Source organism: Pseudomonas sp. W15Feb34, from assembly GCF_023127765.1.
Classification (GTDB): Bacteria; Pseudomonadota; Gammaproteobacteria; order Pseudomonadales; family Pseudomonadaceae; genus Aquipseudomonas; species Aquipseudomonas synxantha_A.
On the sequence record NZ_SPKN01000021.1, the window covers coordinates 233067 to 251465 of the forward strand.

Annotated in this window: 15 protein-coding genes; 6 read left to right on the forward strand and 9 right to left on the reverse strand. The window is 60.8% G+C overall.

Annotation, left to right across the window (positions count from 1 at the left end; all coding sequences use genetic code 11):
- Positions 1-50: 50 nt before the first annotated feature.
- The gene (locus E4O97_RS09615; RefSeq protein WP_248161231.1) at positions 51-749 is read left to right on the forward strand and encodes an extensin family protein; all 699 of its coding nucleotides are present in this window, start codon (positions 51-53) and stop codon (positions 747-749) included.
- Between the two features lie 3 nt (positions 750-752).
- Here the strand turns inward: E4O97_RS09615 and E4O97_RS09620 are convergent, their stop codons facing one another.
- The gene (locus E4O97_RS09620; protein ID WP_216090829.1) at positions 753-1373 is read right to left on the reverse strand and encodes an energy transducer TonB; all 621 of its coding nucleotides are present in this window, start codon (positions 1371-1373) and stop codon (positions 753-755) included.
- A 96-nt stretch (positions 1374-1469) separates the two neighbouring features.
- Between E4O97_RS09620 and E4O97_RS09625 the strand changes: the two genes are divergently transcribed.
- The gene (locus E4O97_RS09625; protein WP_032877472.1) at positions 1470-2252 is read left to right on the forward strand and encodes a class I SAM-dependent methyltransferase; all 783 of its coding nucleotides are present in this window, start codon (positions 1470-1472) and stop codon (positions 2250-2252) included.
- A gap of 91 nt (positions 2253-2343) precedes the next feature.
- Here the strand turns inward: E4O97_RS09625 and E4O97_RS09630 are convergent, their stop codons facing one another.
- The gene (locus E4O97_RS09630) at positions 2344-2997 is read right to left on the reverse strand and encodes a TetR/AcrR family transcriptional regulator (protein ID WP_032877471.1); all 654 of its coding nucleotides are present in this window, start codon (positions 2995-2997) and stop codon (positions 2344-2346) included.
- Between the two features lie 93 nt (positions 2998-3090).
- Here E4O97_RS09630 and E4O97_RS09635 point away from each other — a divergent pair, with 93 nt between their 5' ends.
- On the forward strand, positions 3091-4191 hold the full coding sequence (locus E4O97_RS09635) for an efflux RND transporter periplasmic adaptor subunit (protein ID WP_032877470.1): 1101 nt from the start codon (positions 3091-3093) through the stop codon (positions 4189-4191).
- 5 nt (positions 4192-4196) lie between these two features.
- Entirely contained in the window at positions 4197-7262 is a 3066-nt protein-coding gene (locus E4O97_RS09640; RefSeq protein ID WP_216090830.1) for an efflux RND transporter permease subunit, read from the forward strand.
- A 568-nt stretch (positions 7263-7830) separates the two neighbouring features.
- Here the strand turns inward: E4O97_RS09640 and E4O97_RS09645 are convergent.
- Genes E4O97_RS09645 through plsB form a run of 3 tightly spaced genes read right to left on the reverse strand, consistent with a single transcriptional unit; the run spans position 7831 to position 11519 of the window.
- Positions 7831-8520, reverse strand: coding sequence for a DUF4197 domain-containing protein (locus tag E4O97_RS09645; RefSeq protein ID WP_005785540.1), 690 nt, complete (start codon positions 8518-8520; stop codon positions 7831-7833).
- 26 nt (positions 8521-8546) lie between these two features.
- Positions 8547-8948: a YbaY family lipoprotein gene (locus E4O97_RS09650; RefSeq protein ID WP_005785541.1), complete on the reverse strand. Its 402-nt coding sequence runs from the start codon at positions 8946-8948 to the stop codon at positions 8547-8549.
- A 51-nt stretch (positions 8949-8999) separates the two neighbouring features.
- Positions 9000-11519, reverse strand: coding sequence for a glycerol-3-phosphate 1-O-acyltransferase PlsB (gene plsB, locus E4O97_RS09655; protein ID WP_248161234.1), 2520 nt, complete (start codon positions 11517-11519; stop codon positions 9000-9002).
- Between the two features lie 180 nt (positions 11520-11699).
- Here plsB and E4O97_RS09660 point away from each other — a divergent pair, with 180 nt between their 5' ends.
- Positions 11700-11909: a cold-shock protein gene (locus E4O97_RS09660; protein WP_003219353.1), complete on the forward strand. Its 210-nt coding sequence runs from the start codon at positions 11700-11702 to the stop codon at positions 11907-11909.
- Positions 11910-12042: 133 nt separating this feature from the next.
- Here E4O97_RS09660 and E4O97_RS09665 read toward each other — a convergent pair whose 3' ends face one another.
- The 4 genes from E4O97_RS09665 to E4O97_RS09680 all read right to left on the reverse strand — a co-directional run bounded on the left by E4O97_RS09665 (position 12043) and on the right by E4O97_RS09680 (position 17282).
- Positions 12043-12420, reverse strand: coding sequence for a hypothetical protein (locus E4O97_RS09665; protein ID WP_032877463.1), 378 nt, complete (start codon positions 12418-12420; stop codon positions 12043-12045).
- Positions 12421-12475: 55 nt separating this feature from the next.
- Positions 12476-13285, reverse strand: a complete 810-nt coding sequence (locus tag E4O97_RS09670) for a putative RNA methyltransferase (RefSeq protein ID WP_032877462.1) — start codon at positions 13283-13285, stop codon at positions 12476-12478.
- The gene (gene dapE / locus E4O97_RS09675; protein ID WP_005785553.1) at positions 13285-14436 is read right to left on the reverse strand and encodes a succinyl-diaminopimelate desuccinylase; all 1152 of its coding nucleotides are present in this window, start codon (positions 14434-14436) and stop codon (positions 13285-13287) included. Before dapE ends, E4O97_RS09670 begins: the two co-directional genes overlap by 1 nt.
- Before the next feature lie 254 nt (positions 14437-14690).
- Complete coding sequence (locus tag E4O97_RS09680; protein WP_005785555.1) at positions 14691-17282, reverse strand: glycosyltransferase; 2592 nt, start codon at positions 17280-17282, stop codon at positions 14691-14693.
- Positions 17283-17499: 217 nt separating this feature from the next.
- On the opposite strand from E4O97_RS09680, the gene tcdA reads away from it, so the two are divergent.
- Entirely contained in the window at positions 17500-18309 is an 810-nt protein-coding gene (gene tcdA, locus E4O97_RS09685; protein WP_122736209.1) for a tRNA cyclic N6-threonylcarbamoyladenosine(37) synthase TcdA, read from the forward strand.
- The last annotated feature ends 90 nt before the right edge of the window (positions 18310-18399 follow it).

Below are 18399 nucleotides of genomic sequence, written 5' to 3' on the forward strand. Positions count from 1 at the left end.
AAACTAATTGAGAACGCCCCCTAGACATCCGATTTTTCAAGGATTGAGCCGTGGGTTCGATAAAAGTGCTGGGCCTGCTGTTGCTGCTGGCGGGCGCTTTCGCGCTGGGCGTCTGGCGTGGCTGGGTGCCGATGCCGGCTGACTGGAACCCCTGGGCACCCTTGGATGTGCGCGCCAGTCCCAACCTGCTCACGCGCTACAAGCTCAGCCGTTTGCAGGATGATCCGGCGCTGTGTGACCAGGTCTTGAAAACTGCCGGCCTGCGGGTCAGCCGTCAGGCGGATACCGCTGCCGATGCGGCGTGCCCGTTGCGCAATGTCCTGCGTGTGCAGGGCGCTGAGGTGGCTCTGAGCAGCAGCTTTCTGGCCAGTTGCCCCCTGGCTGTGGCGTTCGCGTTGTTCGAGCGTCACAGCCTGCAACCGGCGGCCCAGGCAGTGTTCGGCCAGGCGGTGAGTCGGGTCGAGCATTTGGGCAGCTTTGCCTGCCGTAATGTTTACAACCGTGCCGACGGGCGCCTGAGCCAACATGCCTCGGCCAATGCCTTGGATATCTCCGGTTTTCGTCTGGCGGACGGGCGCAGCATCAGCGTGTTGAAGGATTGGCCGGGGGAGGGCGACAGTGCGCGTTTCCTGCGCTTGGTGCGCGATGGTGCCTGTGATGATTTCAACGTGGTGCTGAGCCCGGATTACAACGCTGCTCACCGCAACCATTTTCACCTGGATATGGGGCGATGGTGGGTGTGTCGCTGAGGCTTAAGCGGCCAGGCGCAGGTTGTGGGTCACCAGTGGGCGCGCCCAGTAGTAGTCGAAATCCAGCGCCTTCTGTTGCGCCATCAATTCTTCTTCGGGGTATGGCTCGGCAGCCGGTGGCAACAGGTCCAGTTCGAACTCGGCAATCGGCAAGTGCAGTGTGCGTGGCTCGGGGGCCGGGCCGGGCTCTGGTAGTGGTTGGCCGGCGTTCAGCACAATCGGGCGGACCCAACCGCTGTCGAAGTCCTGCTGGCGCTGCTGGGCGACGAGTTCTTCTTCCGGGAAGGGTATCGGCGCCGGTGGCAGCAACTCGGTTTCGAATTCGGCAATCGGCAGGAACAGCGGCTCAGGCGGGGCGATCTCGGTGTCTTTCACGTCACACTCACGCTGGGTGAGGATCTGCGAGAGCATGTCGGCGCCTTCGCCGGGTTCGACCGAAGGGTCGGCAGGTGCAGGCGCCTTGGCGGCCAGTGCCTGCGGCGCTTCACCTAGCTGTTCGGCCAGCGCCCGGGCGAAGAAGTCCTGCCACACATGACTCACCCCGGCCAGCGCTTGAGTATTGCGCAGGCCGTAGTGGTTGTGGGTCGGCAGTACACCGATGGTTAGGGGAAGAATGTCTGACATTTTTCTCGGTCGACGCTCAGCTCTGGCAAAATACCTGACTGCTGTTTTTATCGGCCGCTGTTTGCCGATCCTTAATATTTTTGAGCGTAGCGATTGATGAACGAACAACCAGCGGCCAGCCGCATCCAGGTCGAGGCGTTGGCCGACAGTTTCCAGGCCTGCGCCGAGCAGTGGGCTTCGCTGCTGGGCTTGCCTTTACAGGTGGCGGATGCGGATTTTTCCCTGCAAGTGGGCGAGCAGGGCCTGCAATTGCAGCAGCTTGGGCCCGATGCGCCGGGGCCGGTGCGGGTCGACTTTGTCGAAGGCGGCGCGGCACATCGGCGTTTATATGGCGGTGGCAGTGGGCAAATGATCGCCAAGGCCGTGGGCATCGCCCAAGGCGTACGGCCCAAGGTGCTGGACGCCACGGCCGGGTTGGGCAAGGACGCGTTCGTATTGGCCAGCCTGGGGTGCGAGATGAGCCTGATCGAACGCCAGCCGTTGATCGGTGCCTTGCTCGAAGACGGCCTGGCACGCGCTGCGCAGGATTTTGAAGTGGCACCGATTGTGGCGCGCATGAAGCTGCTCAAGGGCAACTCCATCGATGTGATGCTCAATTGGGAGGGCGAGCCGCCCCAGGTGATCTACCTGGACCCGATGTTTCCACACCGTGAGAAAACCGCCCTGGTGAAGAAGGAAATGCGCCTGTTTCGACCGTTGGTGGGCGATGATCCGGATGCACCGGCCTTGCTCGCTGCCGCCCTGGCTTTGGCCAGCCACCGTGTGGTGGTCAAGCGCCCGCGCAAGGCGCCGTGCATTGACGGGCCCAAGCCGAGTCATGCGTTGGATGGCAAGTCCAGCCGCTACGATATTTATCCCAAGAAAGCGCTCAAGCCATAAGCTGCAAGCAACAGCACTCATATTCGTGATGCTGCGAGATCCAAATGTGGGAGGGGGCTTGCTCCCGATGGTTACGGTCGGTTGCTGCACCCTACGCTGTTGTCGAGACCGGGCTGCGATAGGCCCGCATAAACAACTTCACCACGTCCTGCACATGTTCTTCTGCCTCTTCTGCGCTCAGTTGCCCGCCGCAGCCGTACAACAGGCGAAAGTTCGCCGTGCCCTTGAGCAGGCAAAAGAAGTGCTCCGCCGCTTTGAAGGGGTTGTCGATGTGTAAGGCACCGCTCTGGTCGATCTTGCCGAGCAGGCGCTCCATGCCTTGCAACATGCGCATGGGGCCGGCTTCGAAGAAGATCCGCGAGAGCTTCACGTCCTGATTGCCGGTGGTCATCATCAGGCGATGCAGGTTCACCGACTCCTCGCTGTTGATCAGCCGATGAAAGCCCCGTGCGATGTTCAGCAATACCGTCTCTACGGGCATGCCTTCGGGGAGCTCGAAATACATCACCGGCAATTGCTCTTCACATTTGGCCACTACCGCCGCGGTGAACAACGTCTCTTTATCGGTGAAGTGGCTGTAGACGGTGAGTTTCGAGACGCCCGCCGCAAGCGCGACGGCATCCATGCTGGTGTTCGCGTAGCCATTGCCCAGGAACAGGGATTTCGCGGCTTCGAGGATTGCCTGGCGTTTTGCCATGTCCTTGGGACGCCCGGGGCTGGCGGTGTTCACAGGATTGTCGGACATTTTCACCTTTAATACTGGACTGGCGAGTTTGGTATTAATAACATACCGGCCAGTATAATTATTCCAAGCTCCATTTGCGAAAGGTCCTTCAGCATGCGCAGCGCGTTCCTGCCCCTTGCTTTGCCTGTCAGCCTGGTCTTTTTATTGGCCGCCTGCGGCCATGAAGAAGCGACCCAGGCCACCGTCCGCCCCGCCATGGTGGTGCAACCGCAGCCCTCGGCACAGGCAATGGACAGCTACCCCGGTGAAGTACGTGCCCGTTATGAGCCGGACCTGGCCTTTCGCATCGGCGGCAAAGTCAGCAAGCGGCTGGTGGAAGAGGGCGAGCGGGTCAAGGCCAACCAGCCATTGGCTGAACTTGACCCCCAGGATGTGCGCCTGCAACTGGAAGCCAGTCGTGCCCAAGTGGCCGGCGCTGAGGCCAATCTGAACCTGGTGCGCGCTGAGCGCGATCGCTACAAGACCCTGATGGACCGTCAGATGGTCAGCCGCTCGCAGTACGACAACGCCGAAAACCTCTACCGAGCAGGTGAAGCGCGCCTGAAGCAGATCAAGGCCGAGTTCGACGTGTCGAGCAACCAGGCCGGTTATGCCGTGCTGCGCGCGCCCCAGGACGGCGTGGTCGCCAAGCGTGCTGTCGAAGTCGGCCAAGTGGTCTCGGCGGGGCAGACCGTGTTCACCCTGGCCACCGATGGTGAGCGCGAAGTGCTGATCAGCCTGCCCGAGCAAGGCTTCGGCCGCTTCAAGGTCGGCCAGCCGGTGTCGGTAGAGTTGTGGAGCCAGCCCGAACAGCGCTTCGCCGGACGCATCCGTGAACTGTCACCCGCAGCCGACCCGAAATCCCGCACCTTCGCCGCCCGTGTAGCCTTCACCGGCGGTAAAGTCCCTGCCGAACTGGGCCAGAGCGCGCGCGTATTCATACAAACCGACGGCGTCATTGCGCTCTCGGTACCGCTGTCTGCCCTCAGCGCAGAGAACGGCGCGTCCTTCGTCTGGCGGGTAAAGCCGGACAACACCCTTGAGCGTACGACGGTGCGCATTGGTGCGTTCGGTGAAAAAAACGTGCCGGTGCTCGAAGGCTTGGCTCCCACCGACTGGGTGGTCGCCGCAGGCGTGCATGTGCTGCATGAGGGCCAGCAAGTGCGCCCTGTGGATCGCTCCAACCGTGTCGTGAATCTGGCGGCCAAGGAGTAATCCCGATGGGTTTCAATCTTTCCGAATGGGCGCTGCGTAATCGCCAGATCGTACTGTTTTTGATGATCCTGCTGGCCGTGGTCGGCACCTTGTCCTACACCAAGCTGGGGCAAAGCGAGGACCCGCCCTTTACCTTCAAGGCCATGGTGATCAAGACCAACTGGCCCGGCGCCACGGCCCAGGAGGTGTCGCGCCAAGTTACCGAACGCATCGAGAAAAAATTGATGGAGACCGGTGAGTACGAGCGCATTGTGTCTTTCTCGCGCCCTGGCGAATCCCAGGTCACTTTCATCGCCCGCGACTCGATGCGTTCGGCGCAAATTCCTGAGTTGTGGTACCAGGTGCGCAAGAAAATCAGCGACATCCGCCACACCTTGCCACCGGATATCCAGGGGCCATTTTTCAACGACGAGTTCGGCACCACCTTCGGCAATATCTACGCCCTGACCGGCGATGGTTTTGACTATGCGGTGCTCAAGGACTACGCCGACCGCATCCAGATTCAGCTGCAACGGGTGCCGGACGTGGGCAAGGTCGAGTTGCTTGGCCTGCAGGACGAGAAGATCTGGATCGAACTGTCCAACCTCAAGCTTGCCACCCTGGGTTTGCCGTTGGCCGCAGTACAGCAGGCGTTGCAGGAACAAAATGCCGTATCGACCGCCGGCTTTTTTGAAACCCCGAGCGAGCGTGTGCAGTTGCGCGTGTCGGGCAACTTCAAAACCGTGGAGCAGATTCGCGACTTCCCGATTCGAGTGGGCGATCGCACCTTTCGTATCGGAGACGTGGCCGATATCCATCGGGGCTTCAACGACCCACCGGCACCGCGCATGCGTTATATGGGCGCGGACGCCATCGGCCTGGCCGTGGCCATGCGCGACGGTGGGGATATTCTGGTACTGGGCAAAGCTCTTGAGAGTGAATTCGCACGCCTGCAAAAGAACCTTCCTGCGGGCATGGAGCTGCGCAAGGTGTCCGACCAACCGGCAGCGGTGAAGACCAGCGTCGGCGAATTCGTCCAGGTGCTCGCCGAGGCATTGGCCATTGTATTGCTGGTGAGTTTTTTCTCCCTCGGTGTGCGCACCGGCATGGTGGTCGCCCTGGCGATCCCGCTGGTACTGGCGATGACATTTGCCAGCATGTATTACCTGGGCATCGGCCTGCACAAGATTTCCCTTGGCGCTCTGGTGCTGGCCCTGGGTTTGCTGGTGGATGACGCGATCATCGCTGTGGAAATGATGGCGATCAAAATGGAGCAGGGCTACGACCGGCTCAAGGCTGCGAGCTTCGCCTGGACCAGCACAGCATTCCCCATGCTCACCGGTACCTTGATCACGGCGGCGGGCTTTTTGCCGATTGCCACTGCGCAGTCGAGCACCGGTGAATACACTCGCTCGATCTTCCAAGTGGTGACCATTGCCTTATTGGCCTCCTGGGTGGCTGCCGTGGTCTTTGTACCGTATCTCGGGGAAAAGCTGCTGCCGGACCTGGCGAAAATTCACGCGGCCAAGCACGGCACCGACGGCCCGGATCCCTACGGCACGCCTTTCTACCAGCGTGTAAGACGTTTGGTGGAGTGGTGTATACGTCGGCGCAAGACGGTCATCGTGTTGACCCTGCTGTTGTTTATCGGCTCGGTCGCGTTGTTCCGCTTTGTACCGCAGCAGTTCTTCCCTGCTTCCGGGCGCCTGGAACTGATGGTCGACCTGAAACTGGCCGAAGGCGCCTCCCTGAGCAACACCGCCGAGCAGGTCAAGCGTCTGGAGGTATTGCTCAAGGCGCACGCGGGTATCGACAACTATGTGGCCTACGTGGGCACCGGCTCGCCGCGGTTCTACCTGCCGCTGGACCAGCAACTGCCGGCCGCCAGCTTCGCGCAGTTCGTGGTGTTGGCCAACACCATCGAGGAGCGTGAAAGCCTGCGCACCTGGCTGATTGAAACGCTCAACGAGCAGTTCCCCGAGCTGCGCTCGCGGGTCACTCGCCTGGAGAATGGCCCGCCCGTGGGCTATCCGGTGCAGTTTCGCGTGACCGGCGAACACATCGAAGAGGTCCGCGCTCTGGCCCGCAAAGTGGCGGCCAAGGTGCGCGAAAACACCCACGTGGTTAACGTGCATCTGGACTGGGAAGAGCCGAGCAAAATCGTGTATCTGAATATCGACCAGGACCGGGCGCGCGCCCTTGGCGTGAGTACTGCCAACCTGTCGAAATTCCTGCAGAGTTCCCTGACCGGTTCCAGCGTCAGCCAATACCGGGAGGACAACGAATTGATCGAGATCCTCCTGCGCGGTACCGTCCACGAACGCACCGAGTTGTCGCTGCTGCCGAGCCTTGCCGTACCCACCGACAATGGTAAAAGCGTGGCGCTGTCGCAGATCGCCACCCTCGAATACGGTTTCGAAGAAGGCATCATCTGGCACCGCAACCGCCTGCCGACCGTGACCGTGCGTGCCGATATCTACGGCAAGGAACAACCGGCGACCTTGGTGCAGCAGATCCTGCCGACGCTCACAGGTGTGCGTGCCGAACTGCCGGACGGTTACCTGTTGGAAGTGGGTGGCACCGTCGAAGACTCTGCTCGCGGGCAAAACTCGGTGAAGGCCGGCGTGCCGCTGTTCATCGTGGTGGTGCTGACTTTGCTGATGCTGCAATTGCGCAGTTTCTCACGCACGGCGATGGTTTTTCTGACTGCCCCCCTCGGCCTGATCGGTGTGACCTTGTTCCTGCTGGTATTCCGCCAACCCTTTGGCTTCGTCGCCATGCTCGGCACGATCGCGTTGTCGGGAATGATCATGCGTAACTCGGTCATTCTGGTGGACCAGATCGAGCAGGACATCAAGGCCGGACTGGCGCCGTGGCAGGCGATTATCGAAGCGACCGTGCGACGCTTTCGTCCGATTGTGCTGACGGCCCTGGCGGCGGTACTGGCGATGATCCCACTGTCGCGCAGCGTGTTTTTCGGGCCCATGGCTGTGGCGATCATGGGCGGGTTGATTGTGGCGACGGCGTTGACGCTGTTGTTTTTGCCGGCGTTGTACGCGGCGTGGTTCAGAGTCCGGAAGGAGGTAGCGTAGCGAGGTGTTTGCTGTTTCCCGTACATGTGTTTTTTGCGGGTTTCTCTGCCAGGCCGGTGCCTGGCCATCCCCTGATTCCCACCGGGCAGTATTTACATACCGATGCAAACACGCAGTCGCTCAGATGGAACGCTTGCCCTTGTAACTCCACTCAGGCAATGCCTGACGGACAGGCAGAGGACTTGGCACTGCCATGTGGCGGCCAGGCCTTTTCATTGAGTTCATGGAGTTTTACATGTCGTTCTTTAATGCGATTGCGGCTTTCAAAGGGGCTTTTCTCGGGGCCTTGCTGGGTAATCATGCGCCGCGAAATGATTTCGCGGTTACCCAACCGTATAGACCTCATCATGGCAGTTCAGGTCATTACCACCGCCCGCATTTTAGCTATGCCCAACCCACCAGGTATCACAACCCGTCATACCTGCATCAACAACCGGTCAACGGGTATCAATCACCCAGCAGACCTTTGTATCCGCTGTTTCGTTAAACCCGTGACAGGCTTGACCTGAAACAACTGCGCCAAGGCCCGTTACCAGCGGCCTTGGCGCAGTAGGGTCGTAGTGCGGGGTTACAGCGCTCCAAACACCTTCTTTGCCAAACTGGTGGCAGCCGCCGCCGGATTCTTGCGAATCGTCTCTTCCTGCTGCGCAATCATCTTGAACAAACCATCCAGCGCTTGCTCGGTCACGTAGTTTTCGACGTTGGCGCTCTTGGCATCCACGGCGCCGAAGGCCGCGGCCTTGCCGGCCAGGGCGTTGTACTGCTGAGCCACGCCGACCTTGTCGGTAGCGGCCTTGACGATGGGCAGGAACTTGGCGCGGATTTCCTCTCGGCTGCTTTTGTTCAGGTATTGGGTGGCAGAGTCCTGACCACCGCTGAGAATGCCCTTGGCGTCGGTCACGCTCATGTTTTTCACCGCATTGACCAGAATCGGCTGGGCCTGGGTCACGGCGGTTTCAGCCGCTGCGTTCATGCTGGTTTCCAGCTGTGTGACCTGGTCACCCATGCCGAACATTTTCAGCTTGTCGGCGACTTTGCCGAGCTTGCCTGGCAGGCCGATTTTTACTTCCGGGTTGTTGCTGAAACCACCGGGCTTGCCCAGTTGTTTGACGGCAATCTGCGCACCTTGGGTCAAGGCATCCTTCAGGCCGCCGCTGGCGTCGCCCTGGGACAGGCTGCCAAGGTCGAGGGCCATGGCGTTGGCACCGAACAGCAAGCCGGCACACAGGGCGGTGAGGCGAAGAGATTTGCGGAGCATGGGCGCTTCCTTATGACGTGAATTGATCAGTGTGCGACCGCATCAACCCGCAGGCGCAGCGGCTGTGGATCCTGGCCATTGAGTTGCACGGCGTGCCGCTCTGTAGTGATGAACAGTAACTTGCCCTCCAGTTCGATGCGAGCGCTGACCGAGTAAGTATGGCCTGGCTTGACCTGGGCCGGGTCATAGCTCAGGTGAAACGGCAGAGGCACCTGGCCTTTGACCGGGCCTTTCTGTTCGGCGAGGGTCACGGCCGGGGCGTCCATGAGGGACACATCTTGCAGGCTGACGCTCAAGGTGGCAGCAGGCGGCAGGGCAATACGTTGCAGATAGAACACTTCGCCGTCGAGGCTGGCTTTTGGGGTTGGGGTCATTGAGTGGCAGGCTCCGAGCAGGGCGGTCAGGCCCAGGAGAATGATCTTTTTCATGGTGCAGCTCCTTTTCAACGGCGCCGGAATCCGCCCGGCGCCTCAGTCAATCTAACGGCTTTGTTCAGGTGCGACCGCTTCTGCTTGCGCCAGTGCTTCGGCTGCGCCATCTACGCGGTGCAAGGCCACCTGGCGGATCGACAGGCGAATATCGGCCGGCAGCACGCGTTTGGCGGCGCCTTCAGCCAGTTCGCCGAGCAGGTCGTGATAGCCCAGCTTGCCGGCTTCATCGCGACGCAGCACATCTTGCTCCAGCAACGTCTGAATAAAATGTCGGAAAAGACTCTTGTCGAAGAATTCCGGGGCGTTGAGACCGTGCAGGATTGATAGGCGCTGGGCCATGATCGTGCACAGGTCTTCCAGTTCTTCGGCGCTTATGCTGTTCTGGCCGCTGTTGAGCAGCAGCGATATCGCCATGTAGAACCGTTGCAGGGTCTGGGCGATGCTCTTGGACAACAGCGTCAACAGCACAAATTGTCGCGAACTCGGCGCCGGGCGCAGGTACACAGCGTTTTCGAAGCGCAGCAGGCCTTGTTCGACAAACGCGTCCAGCCACTGGTCGACCACGGTGTCCAACTCTTCCAGCGACCAGCGGATAAACAGCTCCGATTGCAGGTACGGGTAGAGCGCACGGGTGTAGCGCAGGATCTGTTCGCGGCTCATCCGCGAGCTGCTCTGGAAGAAGCTCGCCAGCAACGCCGGCAGGGCGAAGATATGCAGCACGTTGTTGCGGTAGTAGGTCATCAGGACGGCGTTCTGTTCGTCCAGGTAAACAATCTTGCCCAAGGCGTCGCTTTGTTCCGACAGCAGCTTCATGTCCTTGACGTGCTTGATCAGCGCCAGGCCATCGCCCTCCGGCAAGGTCGTGTGGGGCGAGTAGGGAACGCGACGCAGCAGCGCCAGGTACAGGTCGAGCTGGCGCGCCATGGCTTGTTCATCCAGGGCCAGGCGTGTGGTCGACAGCAGGGCCAGGGCCACCAGGTTCACCGGGTTGATCGCCGCGGCTTCGTTCAAGTGCCGCGCCACCTGCTCGCCAAGGCGGTTGGTGGTTTCGTTGAGCCACGCCGGCTTGTAGTTCGGGCCCAGTTCCTGGGCGCGCCAGTCCGGTTGCTCGGCGTCGAGAAATTCGGCCAGCTTGATCGGCTCACCGAAGTTGACCGCGACCTGGCCGAAGCGCTGCTTGAGGGCGCCGACCACTTTGAAAATATCGAAGATCGACTCTTTCTTCTTGCTCGCGCCACGCAATTCGCCGAGGTAGGTGCGGCCTTCGAGCACGCGTTCATAGCCGATATACACCGGCACGAACACGATCGGCATACGCGAGGAGCGCAGGAAGCTGCGCAGGGTAATCGCCAGCATCCCGGTTTTCGGTTGCAGCATACGCCCCGTGCGCGAGCGGCCGCCTTCGACGAAGTACTCCACCGGGAACCCCTTGGTGAACAGGGTGTGCAGGTATTCATTGAACACCGAGGTGTACAGCGGATTGCCCTTGAAGGTGCGGCGCATGAAAAACGCACCGCCACGGCGCAGCAGGCTGCCGATCACTGGCATGTTGAGGTTGATACCGGCCGCGATGTGCGGCGGGGTCAGGCCGTTCTTGAACAGCAGGTACGACAGCAGCAGGTAGTCGATGTGGCTGCGGTGGCAAGGCACATAGATCACCTCGTAGCCTTGGGCCACCTTCTGCACGCCTTCGATGTTATTGACCTTGATACCGTCGTAGATCTTGTTCCAGAACCAGCTCAGCACCACTTCCAAAAAACGGATCGCGGTGTAGGTGTAGTCCGAGGCAATCTCGTTGCCGTAGCGCAGCGCCAGGGCCTTGGCTTTTTCCGCAGAGATTTTTTCTCGTTCGGCTTCATCAAAAATGGCCTGGCGCACCAGCGGCATATTCACCAGCCCCTTCACCAGGTTACGGCGGTGAGACAGGTCGGGACCGATCACTGCCGTCTTCAGGTTACGAAAGTGCACGCGCAGGATGCGCTGGGCCATGCGCACGGTGCGTTCGTGACCTTTATTGTGCTCGATCAATTCACGCAGGTTGATTGGCGCGGAGAATTGCACGCGGGTCTTGCGCCCCAGGATCAGGATGCTCAGCAACCGGCGCAGACGCCCGGTCACTGCCCAACTGTCGGCAAACAGCAGTTTCCACGGGCTGGACTCGCTTGCAGGAGACTGGCCCCAGAACACGCTGACGGGAATGATTTGTGCATTCTCTTCGGCGTGCTCGGTGAGGGTATTGACCAGGCGTGTCAGGGTGGGCGGTGCACCGCGCTTGTCCTGGCGGCCGAGCCAATCCGGATCCGGCGTGAGATAGAAGAACGCCGCGGGCTCCATCAATGGGCCTACCGACACTGGCAGCACCGGGCGCGGCAAGCCGGCCTTGGTGCACTCGGCATCGACCACCGCCAACTCGGTGAGGGAGGGTGATTGCAGGACGTAGAAAACCGGCCGGCTGCGGTCCAGGTTAAGGGTGAGGGACGACTGGTTGATCGTCTCCGAGCGAACCCAGAGGTACAACAGTCGGCGCAAGGTGCCAAACACCAGACGGCGGAACGGGGAGCGGGTCATAGGCGAACTGCTTCAAGTGGAAAAAACCGAGCAGATGCTCGGGCAGGTAGTGTGCCGTATTCACCGAAAATCGGCAAAAAAGCAGCGATGTAAACTTGAGTTGATGGTTTTTGAGCCTGTCTTATACTCGGCAGTTCAATACGTGCGACTCAACAATAAAAAACCAGTGGGAGTGAACAGATGGCAACGCGCGAAACCGGCAATGTGAAGTGGTTCAACGATGCAAAGGGCTACGGCTTTATCCAGCGTGAAGACGGCAAGGACGTGTTTGTGCACTACCGCGCGATTCGCGGTGAAGGCCACCGCTCGTTGGCCGAAGGCCAGCAGGTGGAATACGCCGTGGTCACGGGCGAGAAGGGCTTGCAGGCCGAGGATGTGGTCGGTTTGTAAGTTCACCACTGAACCAATGTGGGAGGGGGCTTGCTCCCGATGGCAGAGTATCAGTCAATGTATTCAGTGACTGACCCACCGCTATCGGGAGCAAGCCCCCTCCCACACTTTTGATTGGGTTTACAGATCAGGATCAGGTGGTCTTCCAGGTGATCTGCTCTTCACCGTCTACGCTGATGCGAATCCAGGTATCGGCACTTTCTTCGCCTTCTTCCTCAACCCACGTCCCCGGTGCGCAGCGCACTTCAACATTCAATGCGGCAAACGCGGCGCGGGCGCAGGCGATGTCGTCGTCCCACGGGGTCTGGTCGCTTTCCAGGTACAGGCTGTTCCATTTGCCTACAGCCTTGGGTAGCCAGGTAACTGGCACGCTGCCGGCCTTGCACTTGTAGGTCTGGCCTCTCTGGACCCAGTCGGAGCAAGGGCCCAGGGCGGCGCCCAGCCAGGCGGCGATGGCCTTGTGATCGACGTCGGCGTCTTTCAGGTAAATCTCGATATCGGGTTGGCGCATGGATGTTCCTCGTTGCGGGATTCGAAAATCCATTCGCGGATATTTGTAAAGTCAGCTATTGAAGCACGAAATAATCGTAGCGCATCGACACCGTGACCTGCAGCGGCTCGGCCGCCTCGATCACTTCGGCGCGGCGCTCGGCACTGGCCCGCCAGCCATGAGGCGTCATGGCCAGCAGGTTGGCGCGGTCGGCAGGCTCGGCCAGGCTCAGGGTGAACTCAAGGGTTTCACTGTGCGCCAGGCTCATGCCCTCCGGCACCAGGGCCAGGTGTTTATCATCGGTGTACTCGCGCACTTCGTCGTACAGGCGCTCGCGCAGTTCCATCAAGTGGCCGCTGGTCGGGCCGACCTTCATCAAGCCGCCGCCGGGGCTGAGCAGGCGCTTGGCTTCTTGCCAGTCCAACGGGCTGAACACGCTCGCGAGGAACTGGCAGCTTGCATCGGCCAAGGGTACTCGGGCCATGCTGGCGATCAACCAGGTCAGCGCCGGGTTGCGTTTGCACGCGCGCTTGACCGCTTCCTTGGATATATCCAGGGCATAGCCATCAGCGTCGGGCAGCGCCTCGGCAATTTGCGCGGTGTAGTAACCCTCGCCACAGCCGATGTCGACCCAGCGCTGCGGTGCGCGCTCGGCGGCCAGCTCGGCCAGGCGCTTGGCCACCGGGGCGTAGTGCCCGGCGTTGAGGAAGTCACGGCGTGCCTCGACCATGGCCAGGTTGTCGCCCGGGTCGCGGCTGTTCTTGTGCTGCACCGGCAACAGGTTCAGGTAGCCCTGGCGCGCACGGTCGAAACGGTGCCCGACCGGGCACGCCACGCCATTGTCCACCGCGTTGAGCGGTGCGCTGCAAATGGGGCAGGCAAGCATCAGGCGAGCAACTTGATCAGGGTCTGGTAATAGATTTCGGTCAGCACATCGAGGTCGCTGGCCAGGATGCGTTCGTTGACCTGGTGGATGGTCGCGTTGACCGGGCCCAGCTCGACCACCTGGGTGCCCAGCGTGGCGATAAAGCGCCCATCGGAAGTACCGCCGCTGGTGGACGCCTTGGTCTCACGCCCGGTGATCGCCTTGATACTGGCAGATACTGCATCCAGCAGCGCACCCGGCTCGGTGAGGAACGGCAGGCCCGACAGCGCCCAATCCACATGCCAGTCCAGGCCATGTTTATCCAGGATGGCCGCGACCCGCTGTTGCAGGCCCTCGACGGTGGATTCGGTCGAGAAGCGGAAGTTGAACACCGCCGTCAGGTCGCCGGGGATCACGTTGGTGGCGCCGGTGCCGGAGTTGAGGTTGGAAATCTGGAAGCTGGTCGGCGGGAAGAAGGCGTTGCCGTCATCCCAATGCTCGGCAGCCAACTCGGCCAGAGCCGCTGCAGCCAGGTGGATCGGGTTCTTCGCCAGGTGCGGGTAAGCCACGTGGCCCTGTACGCCGCGTACGGTCAAGGTGGCACCGAGGGAGCCACGACGGCCGTTCTTGACCACATCGCCCACCAGGGTGGTGCTCGACGGTTCGCCGACGATGCACCAGTCCAGGCGTTCCTTGCGTGCAGCCAGGCGTTCGATTACGGCCTTGGTGCCGTGATGCGCCGGGCCTTCTTCGTCGCTGGTGATCAGGAAGGCGACCGAGCCCTTGTGGTCCGGGTAGTCGGTGACAAAGCGTTCCGCCGCCACCAGCATCGCCGCCAGGCTGCCTTTCATGTCTGCCGCGCCACGGCCGCAAAGCATGCCGTTTTCATCGATCAAGGCGTCGAATGGATCGTTCTGCCAGGCCTGCACCGGGCCGGTCGGCACCACGTCGGTATGGCCGGCGAAGCACAGCACCGGGCCTTCGTGCTTGCCGTGGGTGGCCCAGAAATTGTCTACGTCTTCGATACGCATCGGTTCAAGCGCAAAACCGGCGTCGCCCAGGCGCTGCATCATCAGCTTCTGGCAATCGGCATCGATCGGCGTGACCGAGGGGCGACGGATCAGGTCGATGGCCAGTTGAAGGGTCGGCGAAAGGTCGGCATGGGCCGTCATGGGGAAACTCCGGAAAGCGTGTGATGGGCGCAGGACGAATGTGGAAATATCGAGCCTGGAGCGACGCAATTCCAATGTGGGAGCTGGCTTGCCTGCGATAGCATCACTGCGGTGTGCCTGTCAGACAGCGGCGTCTGCATCGCAGGCAAGCCAGCCCCCACATAGAATTGGGCCAGGCCAAGTCTCACAAAAGGGCCGTTATCTTATAGCAAAACGGCGGCCAGAGGCCGCCGTTTAGTGCATTGCGCAAGTTTTTACACAGCCGTGGCGGGCTCAGCCTTCGGCGCCGGTTTCGGCAGCGACGACAAGAACGCCATGATCAGCGCAGCCACGTAGGGCAGCGACTGCACCAGCAACATCACGACCCAGAAGCGAATGTCATTGCTTGGCAGGCCCTGCACCAGGTAGATCCCCAGCGCGGCGCCCCACAGCAGCAGCATGATGAACATTTCTTCGCGGGCTTCAGAGATCGCTACCCAGAAGCCATGGTTGTCCGCGTTTTTCGGCGTGCGAAAGAACGGAATGCTGGTGGTGAAGAAGCCATACAACACCGCCTTGGCGATGGTATGGGACAGCGCCAACCCGGCCAGGGCCGCGCAGAACGCATCTTTCAAGTTCACCCCTACGGCACGACGGTAGAGGAAGATGATCTTGCCGACCTTGAACACGAACAACGCCAACGGCGGGATCGCGAAAATCAGCAACGGCGGGTCGACCCGTGTCGGCACGATGATCATCGCCGCCGACCACAACAGCGCGCCGACGGTAAAGAAGATGTTCATGCCATCCGCTACCCACGGCAACCAGCCCGCGAGGAAGTGGTAGCGCTGGCCGCGAGTCAATTCGGTGTCTTTGCCACGTATCAGGCTGGCGGTGTGACGCTTGATAATCTGGATCGCGCCGTAGGCCCAGCGGAAACGCTGTTTCTTGAAGTCGATAAAGGTATCCGGCATCAGGCCCTTGCCGTAGCTGTCGTGGTAGTACGCTGCCGACAAGCCTTTCTCGAACACGCGCAGGCCCAGTTCGGCGTCTTCACAGATGCACCAGTCGGCCCAGCCCAGTTCCTCAAGCACCGAGCGACGGGTCATGGTCATGGTGCCGTGCTGGATGATCGCGTCACGGTCGTTGCGGGTAACCATGCCGATATGGAAGAAGCCTTTGTATTCGGCGTAGCAGAGCTTCTTGAAGGTGCTTTCGTTCTGGTCGCGGTAATCCTGGGGCGACTGCACCACGGCGATTTTCGGATCGGCGAAGTGCGGCACCATGTGCTTGAGCCAGTTGGGTGACACGCAGTAGTCCGAGTCGATCACCGCGATCACTTCGGCATCCTTGGCGGTGTGCGGGATCAGATAATTCAACGCGCCCCCCTTGAAACCAGCCAGGGGTGCGACGTGGAAAAACTTGAAGCGCGGGCCCAGGGTTTCGCAGTAGTCGCGCACCGGTTCCCATACCGCCGGGTCCTTGGTGTTGTTGTCGATGATCAGGACTTCGTAGTCCGGATAGTCGAGGGCAGCCAGGGCGTCGAGGGTCTGTTTGACCATCTCCGGAGGCTCGTTGTAGCACGGCACGTGGATCGACACTTTCGGACGGTAGTCCGAATCGCCTTCTACCGGCAGGAATTCACGCCGGCGCTTGTGGGTCCATACCGCTTCCGCCAGTTCGTGGGCTTCGGTCAGCAACACGATAAATACGCCGAGAGCACCGAGGGCCAGCAACACGCCGACTATCAGGCTGAACCAGGTGCTGTATTGCTGGCTGTAGTCGTAGCCGATCCATACCAGTACCGACCCGCACAGAAACGCAATAAAGGTCAGGAAGGTCCGGCCCCGCTGGCGCAGCGCCGAGCCGTCGATCATCAACAGGGTCAGGGACAGCAGTGCAAGCACCACCGAGCCGATGGCCAGCACCCGCCATTGCGGGATAGCAACGACCGGGCCTTCAAAATTGAATTTCTGCTGGCGCGCGGCGTTGAACACGCCCCAGTAAGCACCTGCCGAGCCTTCGTCACTGACTTTCCACGGCTGATCGAAGGCCTCGATCACGAAGTAGTTGTAACCCTGGCGGTTAAGCTTGTTTACCAGGGTGCGCAGGTAAATGGCCTGGTCAGCCGGCGACGATTCATTACCACCGCGCATACGGCCGTTACTCGGCCAGCCAACTTCCGACAGCAGCAGCGGCTTTTTCGGGAAGGCTTTCTTCAGATCCTTGGCACGGTCGAGTACGTACTGGCCGGCCTTGTCCATCGGGATATACTCCCAGAACGGCAGGATGTGCGCGGCGATCAGGTCGACGTGCTTGGCCAGTTGCGGGTTCTTTTCCCAGATGTGCCATTGCTCGGAAGTGGTCACCGGCACTTTCACGGCAGCGCGCACGCGGTCCAGCAACACAATCAGCGCTTCAGGGGTGATTTCGTCACGGAACAAGGCTTCGTTGCCGACCACCACGCGCACGACACTGCGCGAGTTATTGGCGATCTCGATGGCACGCTGGATTTCACGCTCGTTGCGTTCAAGGTCCGGGCTGATCCAGATCCCCAGGGTCACGCGCAGGCCGAACTCTTCGGCCAGCTTGGGGATTTCGCCCAGGGAGCCATCGACCGAGTAGGTACGGATGTTGTCCGTCAGCTTGCTCATGATCGCAAGGTCCTGACGCATCTGCTCTTCAGTCGGAAACTGATTCTTCTGCGGGTACTGGCCTTGCTGGAACGGCGAGTAGGAAAACCCGGAGATCTGTTCAGGCCAGTTGGGAGCGGTGACTGGGCGGTTGATCAGCGCCCAGAAACCGGTGAACAGCGCGGCGATGGCCAGCACGATCACCAGGTTGAGTCCAAATTTACGCGATGCCATGGTTATGTCGGGTTCCAAAAGGTGCGGAACGAAAAGAGGTGTCGGCCTACGCCGAACGGCGCGCATCCTACACCGGCCTTTCCCTGAGCGTATAGCAGACAGAGAAAAGCCGGACGTTAGTCTGCGAAAGTCCACCTAAGTTCTTTACTTGTAGCTGGAAGCTTCGAACTTGTCGCGCCGTAGTCCATAATGCGCGCCGGTTTTTGGGGTAATGATCATGAGTACAGAAGATCCGCGGTTTGCAGGCGTCGCCCGCTTGTACGGCATCGAAGGGCTGGAACGCTTGAAAGCGGCCCATGTGGCGATTGTCGGCGTCGGCGGCGTGGGCTCCTGGGCGGCGGAAGCGATCGCCCGTTGCGGGGTGGGTGAAATTTCGCTGTTTGACCTGGACGATGTCTGCGTGAGTAACAGCAACCGCCAGTTGCACGCCCTGGACAGCACCGTGGGCAAGCCCAAGGTCGAAGTGATGGCCGAGCGCCTTCGCGGTATCAACCCGGCGTGCACGGTGCATGCCGTGGCGGACTTCGTTACCCGCGACACCATGGCGGAGTACATCACGCCAACTATCGACTGTGTGATCGACTGCATCGATGCGGTCAACGCGAAGGCGGCGCTGATTGCCTGGTGCAAGCGCCGCAAGATCCAGATCATCACCACCGGCGGCGCTGGCGGGCAGATTGACCCGACGCTGATCCAGGTGTGCGACCTGAACCGCACCTTCAATGACCCGCTGGCCTCGAAGGTGCGCTCCACCCTGCGCCGCGACTACGGTTTCTCGCGCACCGTCACCCGTCATTACAGCGTGCCGTGCGTGTTTTCCACCGAGCAACTGCGCTATCCGAAGCCGGACGGCAGCATCTGTTTGCAGAAGAGTTTTGTTGGCGACGGCGTAAAGTTGGACTGCGCGGGCGGGTTTGGCGCGGTGATGATGGTGACGGCTACCTTCGGGATGGTGGCGGCGACCAAGGCGGTGGACAAGATTGTGGCTGGGGTGCGCAGACCTTCGGAACGGGTCAAGCCCCTCTGAGTCTCAGAGCTTTACACCGTTCAAAATGTGGGAGGGGGCTTGCTCCCGATGGCGGCCTCAGGGCCGACCAGGATGTTGGATTAGACCGAG

What these genes read in the sequence shown, in the direction of transcription:
- E4O97_RS09620 (WP_216090829.1), bottom strand. Translation starts at nt 1,373, where the DNA reads ATGTCAGACATTCTTCCCCTAACCATCGGTGTACTGCCGACCCACAAC.
- E4O97_RS09625 (WP_032877472.1), top strand. Translation starts at nt 1,470, where the DNA reads ATGAACGAACAACCAGCGGCCAGCCGCATCCAGGTCGAGGCGTTGGCC.
- E4O97_RS09630 (WP_032877471.1), bottom strand. Translation starts at nt 2,997, where the DNA reads ATGTCCGACAATCCTGTGAACACCGCCAGCCCCGGGCGTCCCAAGGAC.
- E4O97_RS09635 (WP_032877470.1), top strand. Translation starts at nt 3,091, where the DNA reads ATGCGCAGCGCGTTCCTGCCCCTTGCTTTGCCTGTCAGCCTGGTCTTT.
- E4O97_RS09640 (WP_216090830.1), top strand. Translation starts at nt 4,197, where the DNA reads ATGGGTTTCAATCTTTCCGAATGGGCGCTGCGTAATCGCCAGATCGTA.
- E4O97_RS09645 (WP_005785540.1), bottom strand. Translation starts at nt 8,520, where the DNA reads ATGCTCCGCAAATCTCTTCGCCTCACCGCCCTGTGTGCCGGCTTGCTG.
- E4O97_RS09650 (WP_005785541.1), bottom strand. Translation starts at nt 8,948, where the DNA reads ATGAAAAAGATCATTCTCCTGGGCCTGACCGCCCTGCTCGGAGCCTGC.
- plsB (WP_248161234.1), bottom strand. Translation starts at nt 11,519, where the DNA reads ATGACCCGCTCCCCGTTCCGCCGTCTGGTGTTTGGCACCTTGCGCCGA.
- E4O97_RS09660 (WP_003219353.1), top strand. Translation starts at nt 11,700, where the DNA reads ATGGCAACGCGCGAAACCGGCAATGTGAAGTGGTTCAACGATGCAAAG.
- E4O97_RS09665 (WP_032877463.1), bottom strand. Translation starts at nt 12,420, where the DNA reads ATGCGCCAACCCGATATCGAGATTTACCTGAAAGACGCCGACGTCGAT.
- E4O97_RS09670 (WP_032877462.1), bottom strand. Translation starts at nt 13,285, where the DNA reads ATGCTTGCCTGCCCCATTTGCAGCGCACCGCTCAACGCGGTGGACAAT.
- dapE (WP_005785553.1), bottom strand. Translation starts at nt 14,436, where the DNA reads ATGACGGCCCATGCCGACCTTTCGCCGACCCTTCAACTGGCCATCGAC.
- E4O97_RS09680 (WP_005785555.1), bottom strand. Translation starts at nt 17,282, where the DNA reads ATGGCATCGCGTAAATTTGGACTCAACCTGGTGATCGTGCTGGCCATC.
- tcdA (WP_122736209.1), top strand. Translation starts at nt 17,500, where the DNA reads ATGAGTACAGAAGATCCGCGGTTTGCAGGCGTCGCCCGCTTGTACGGC.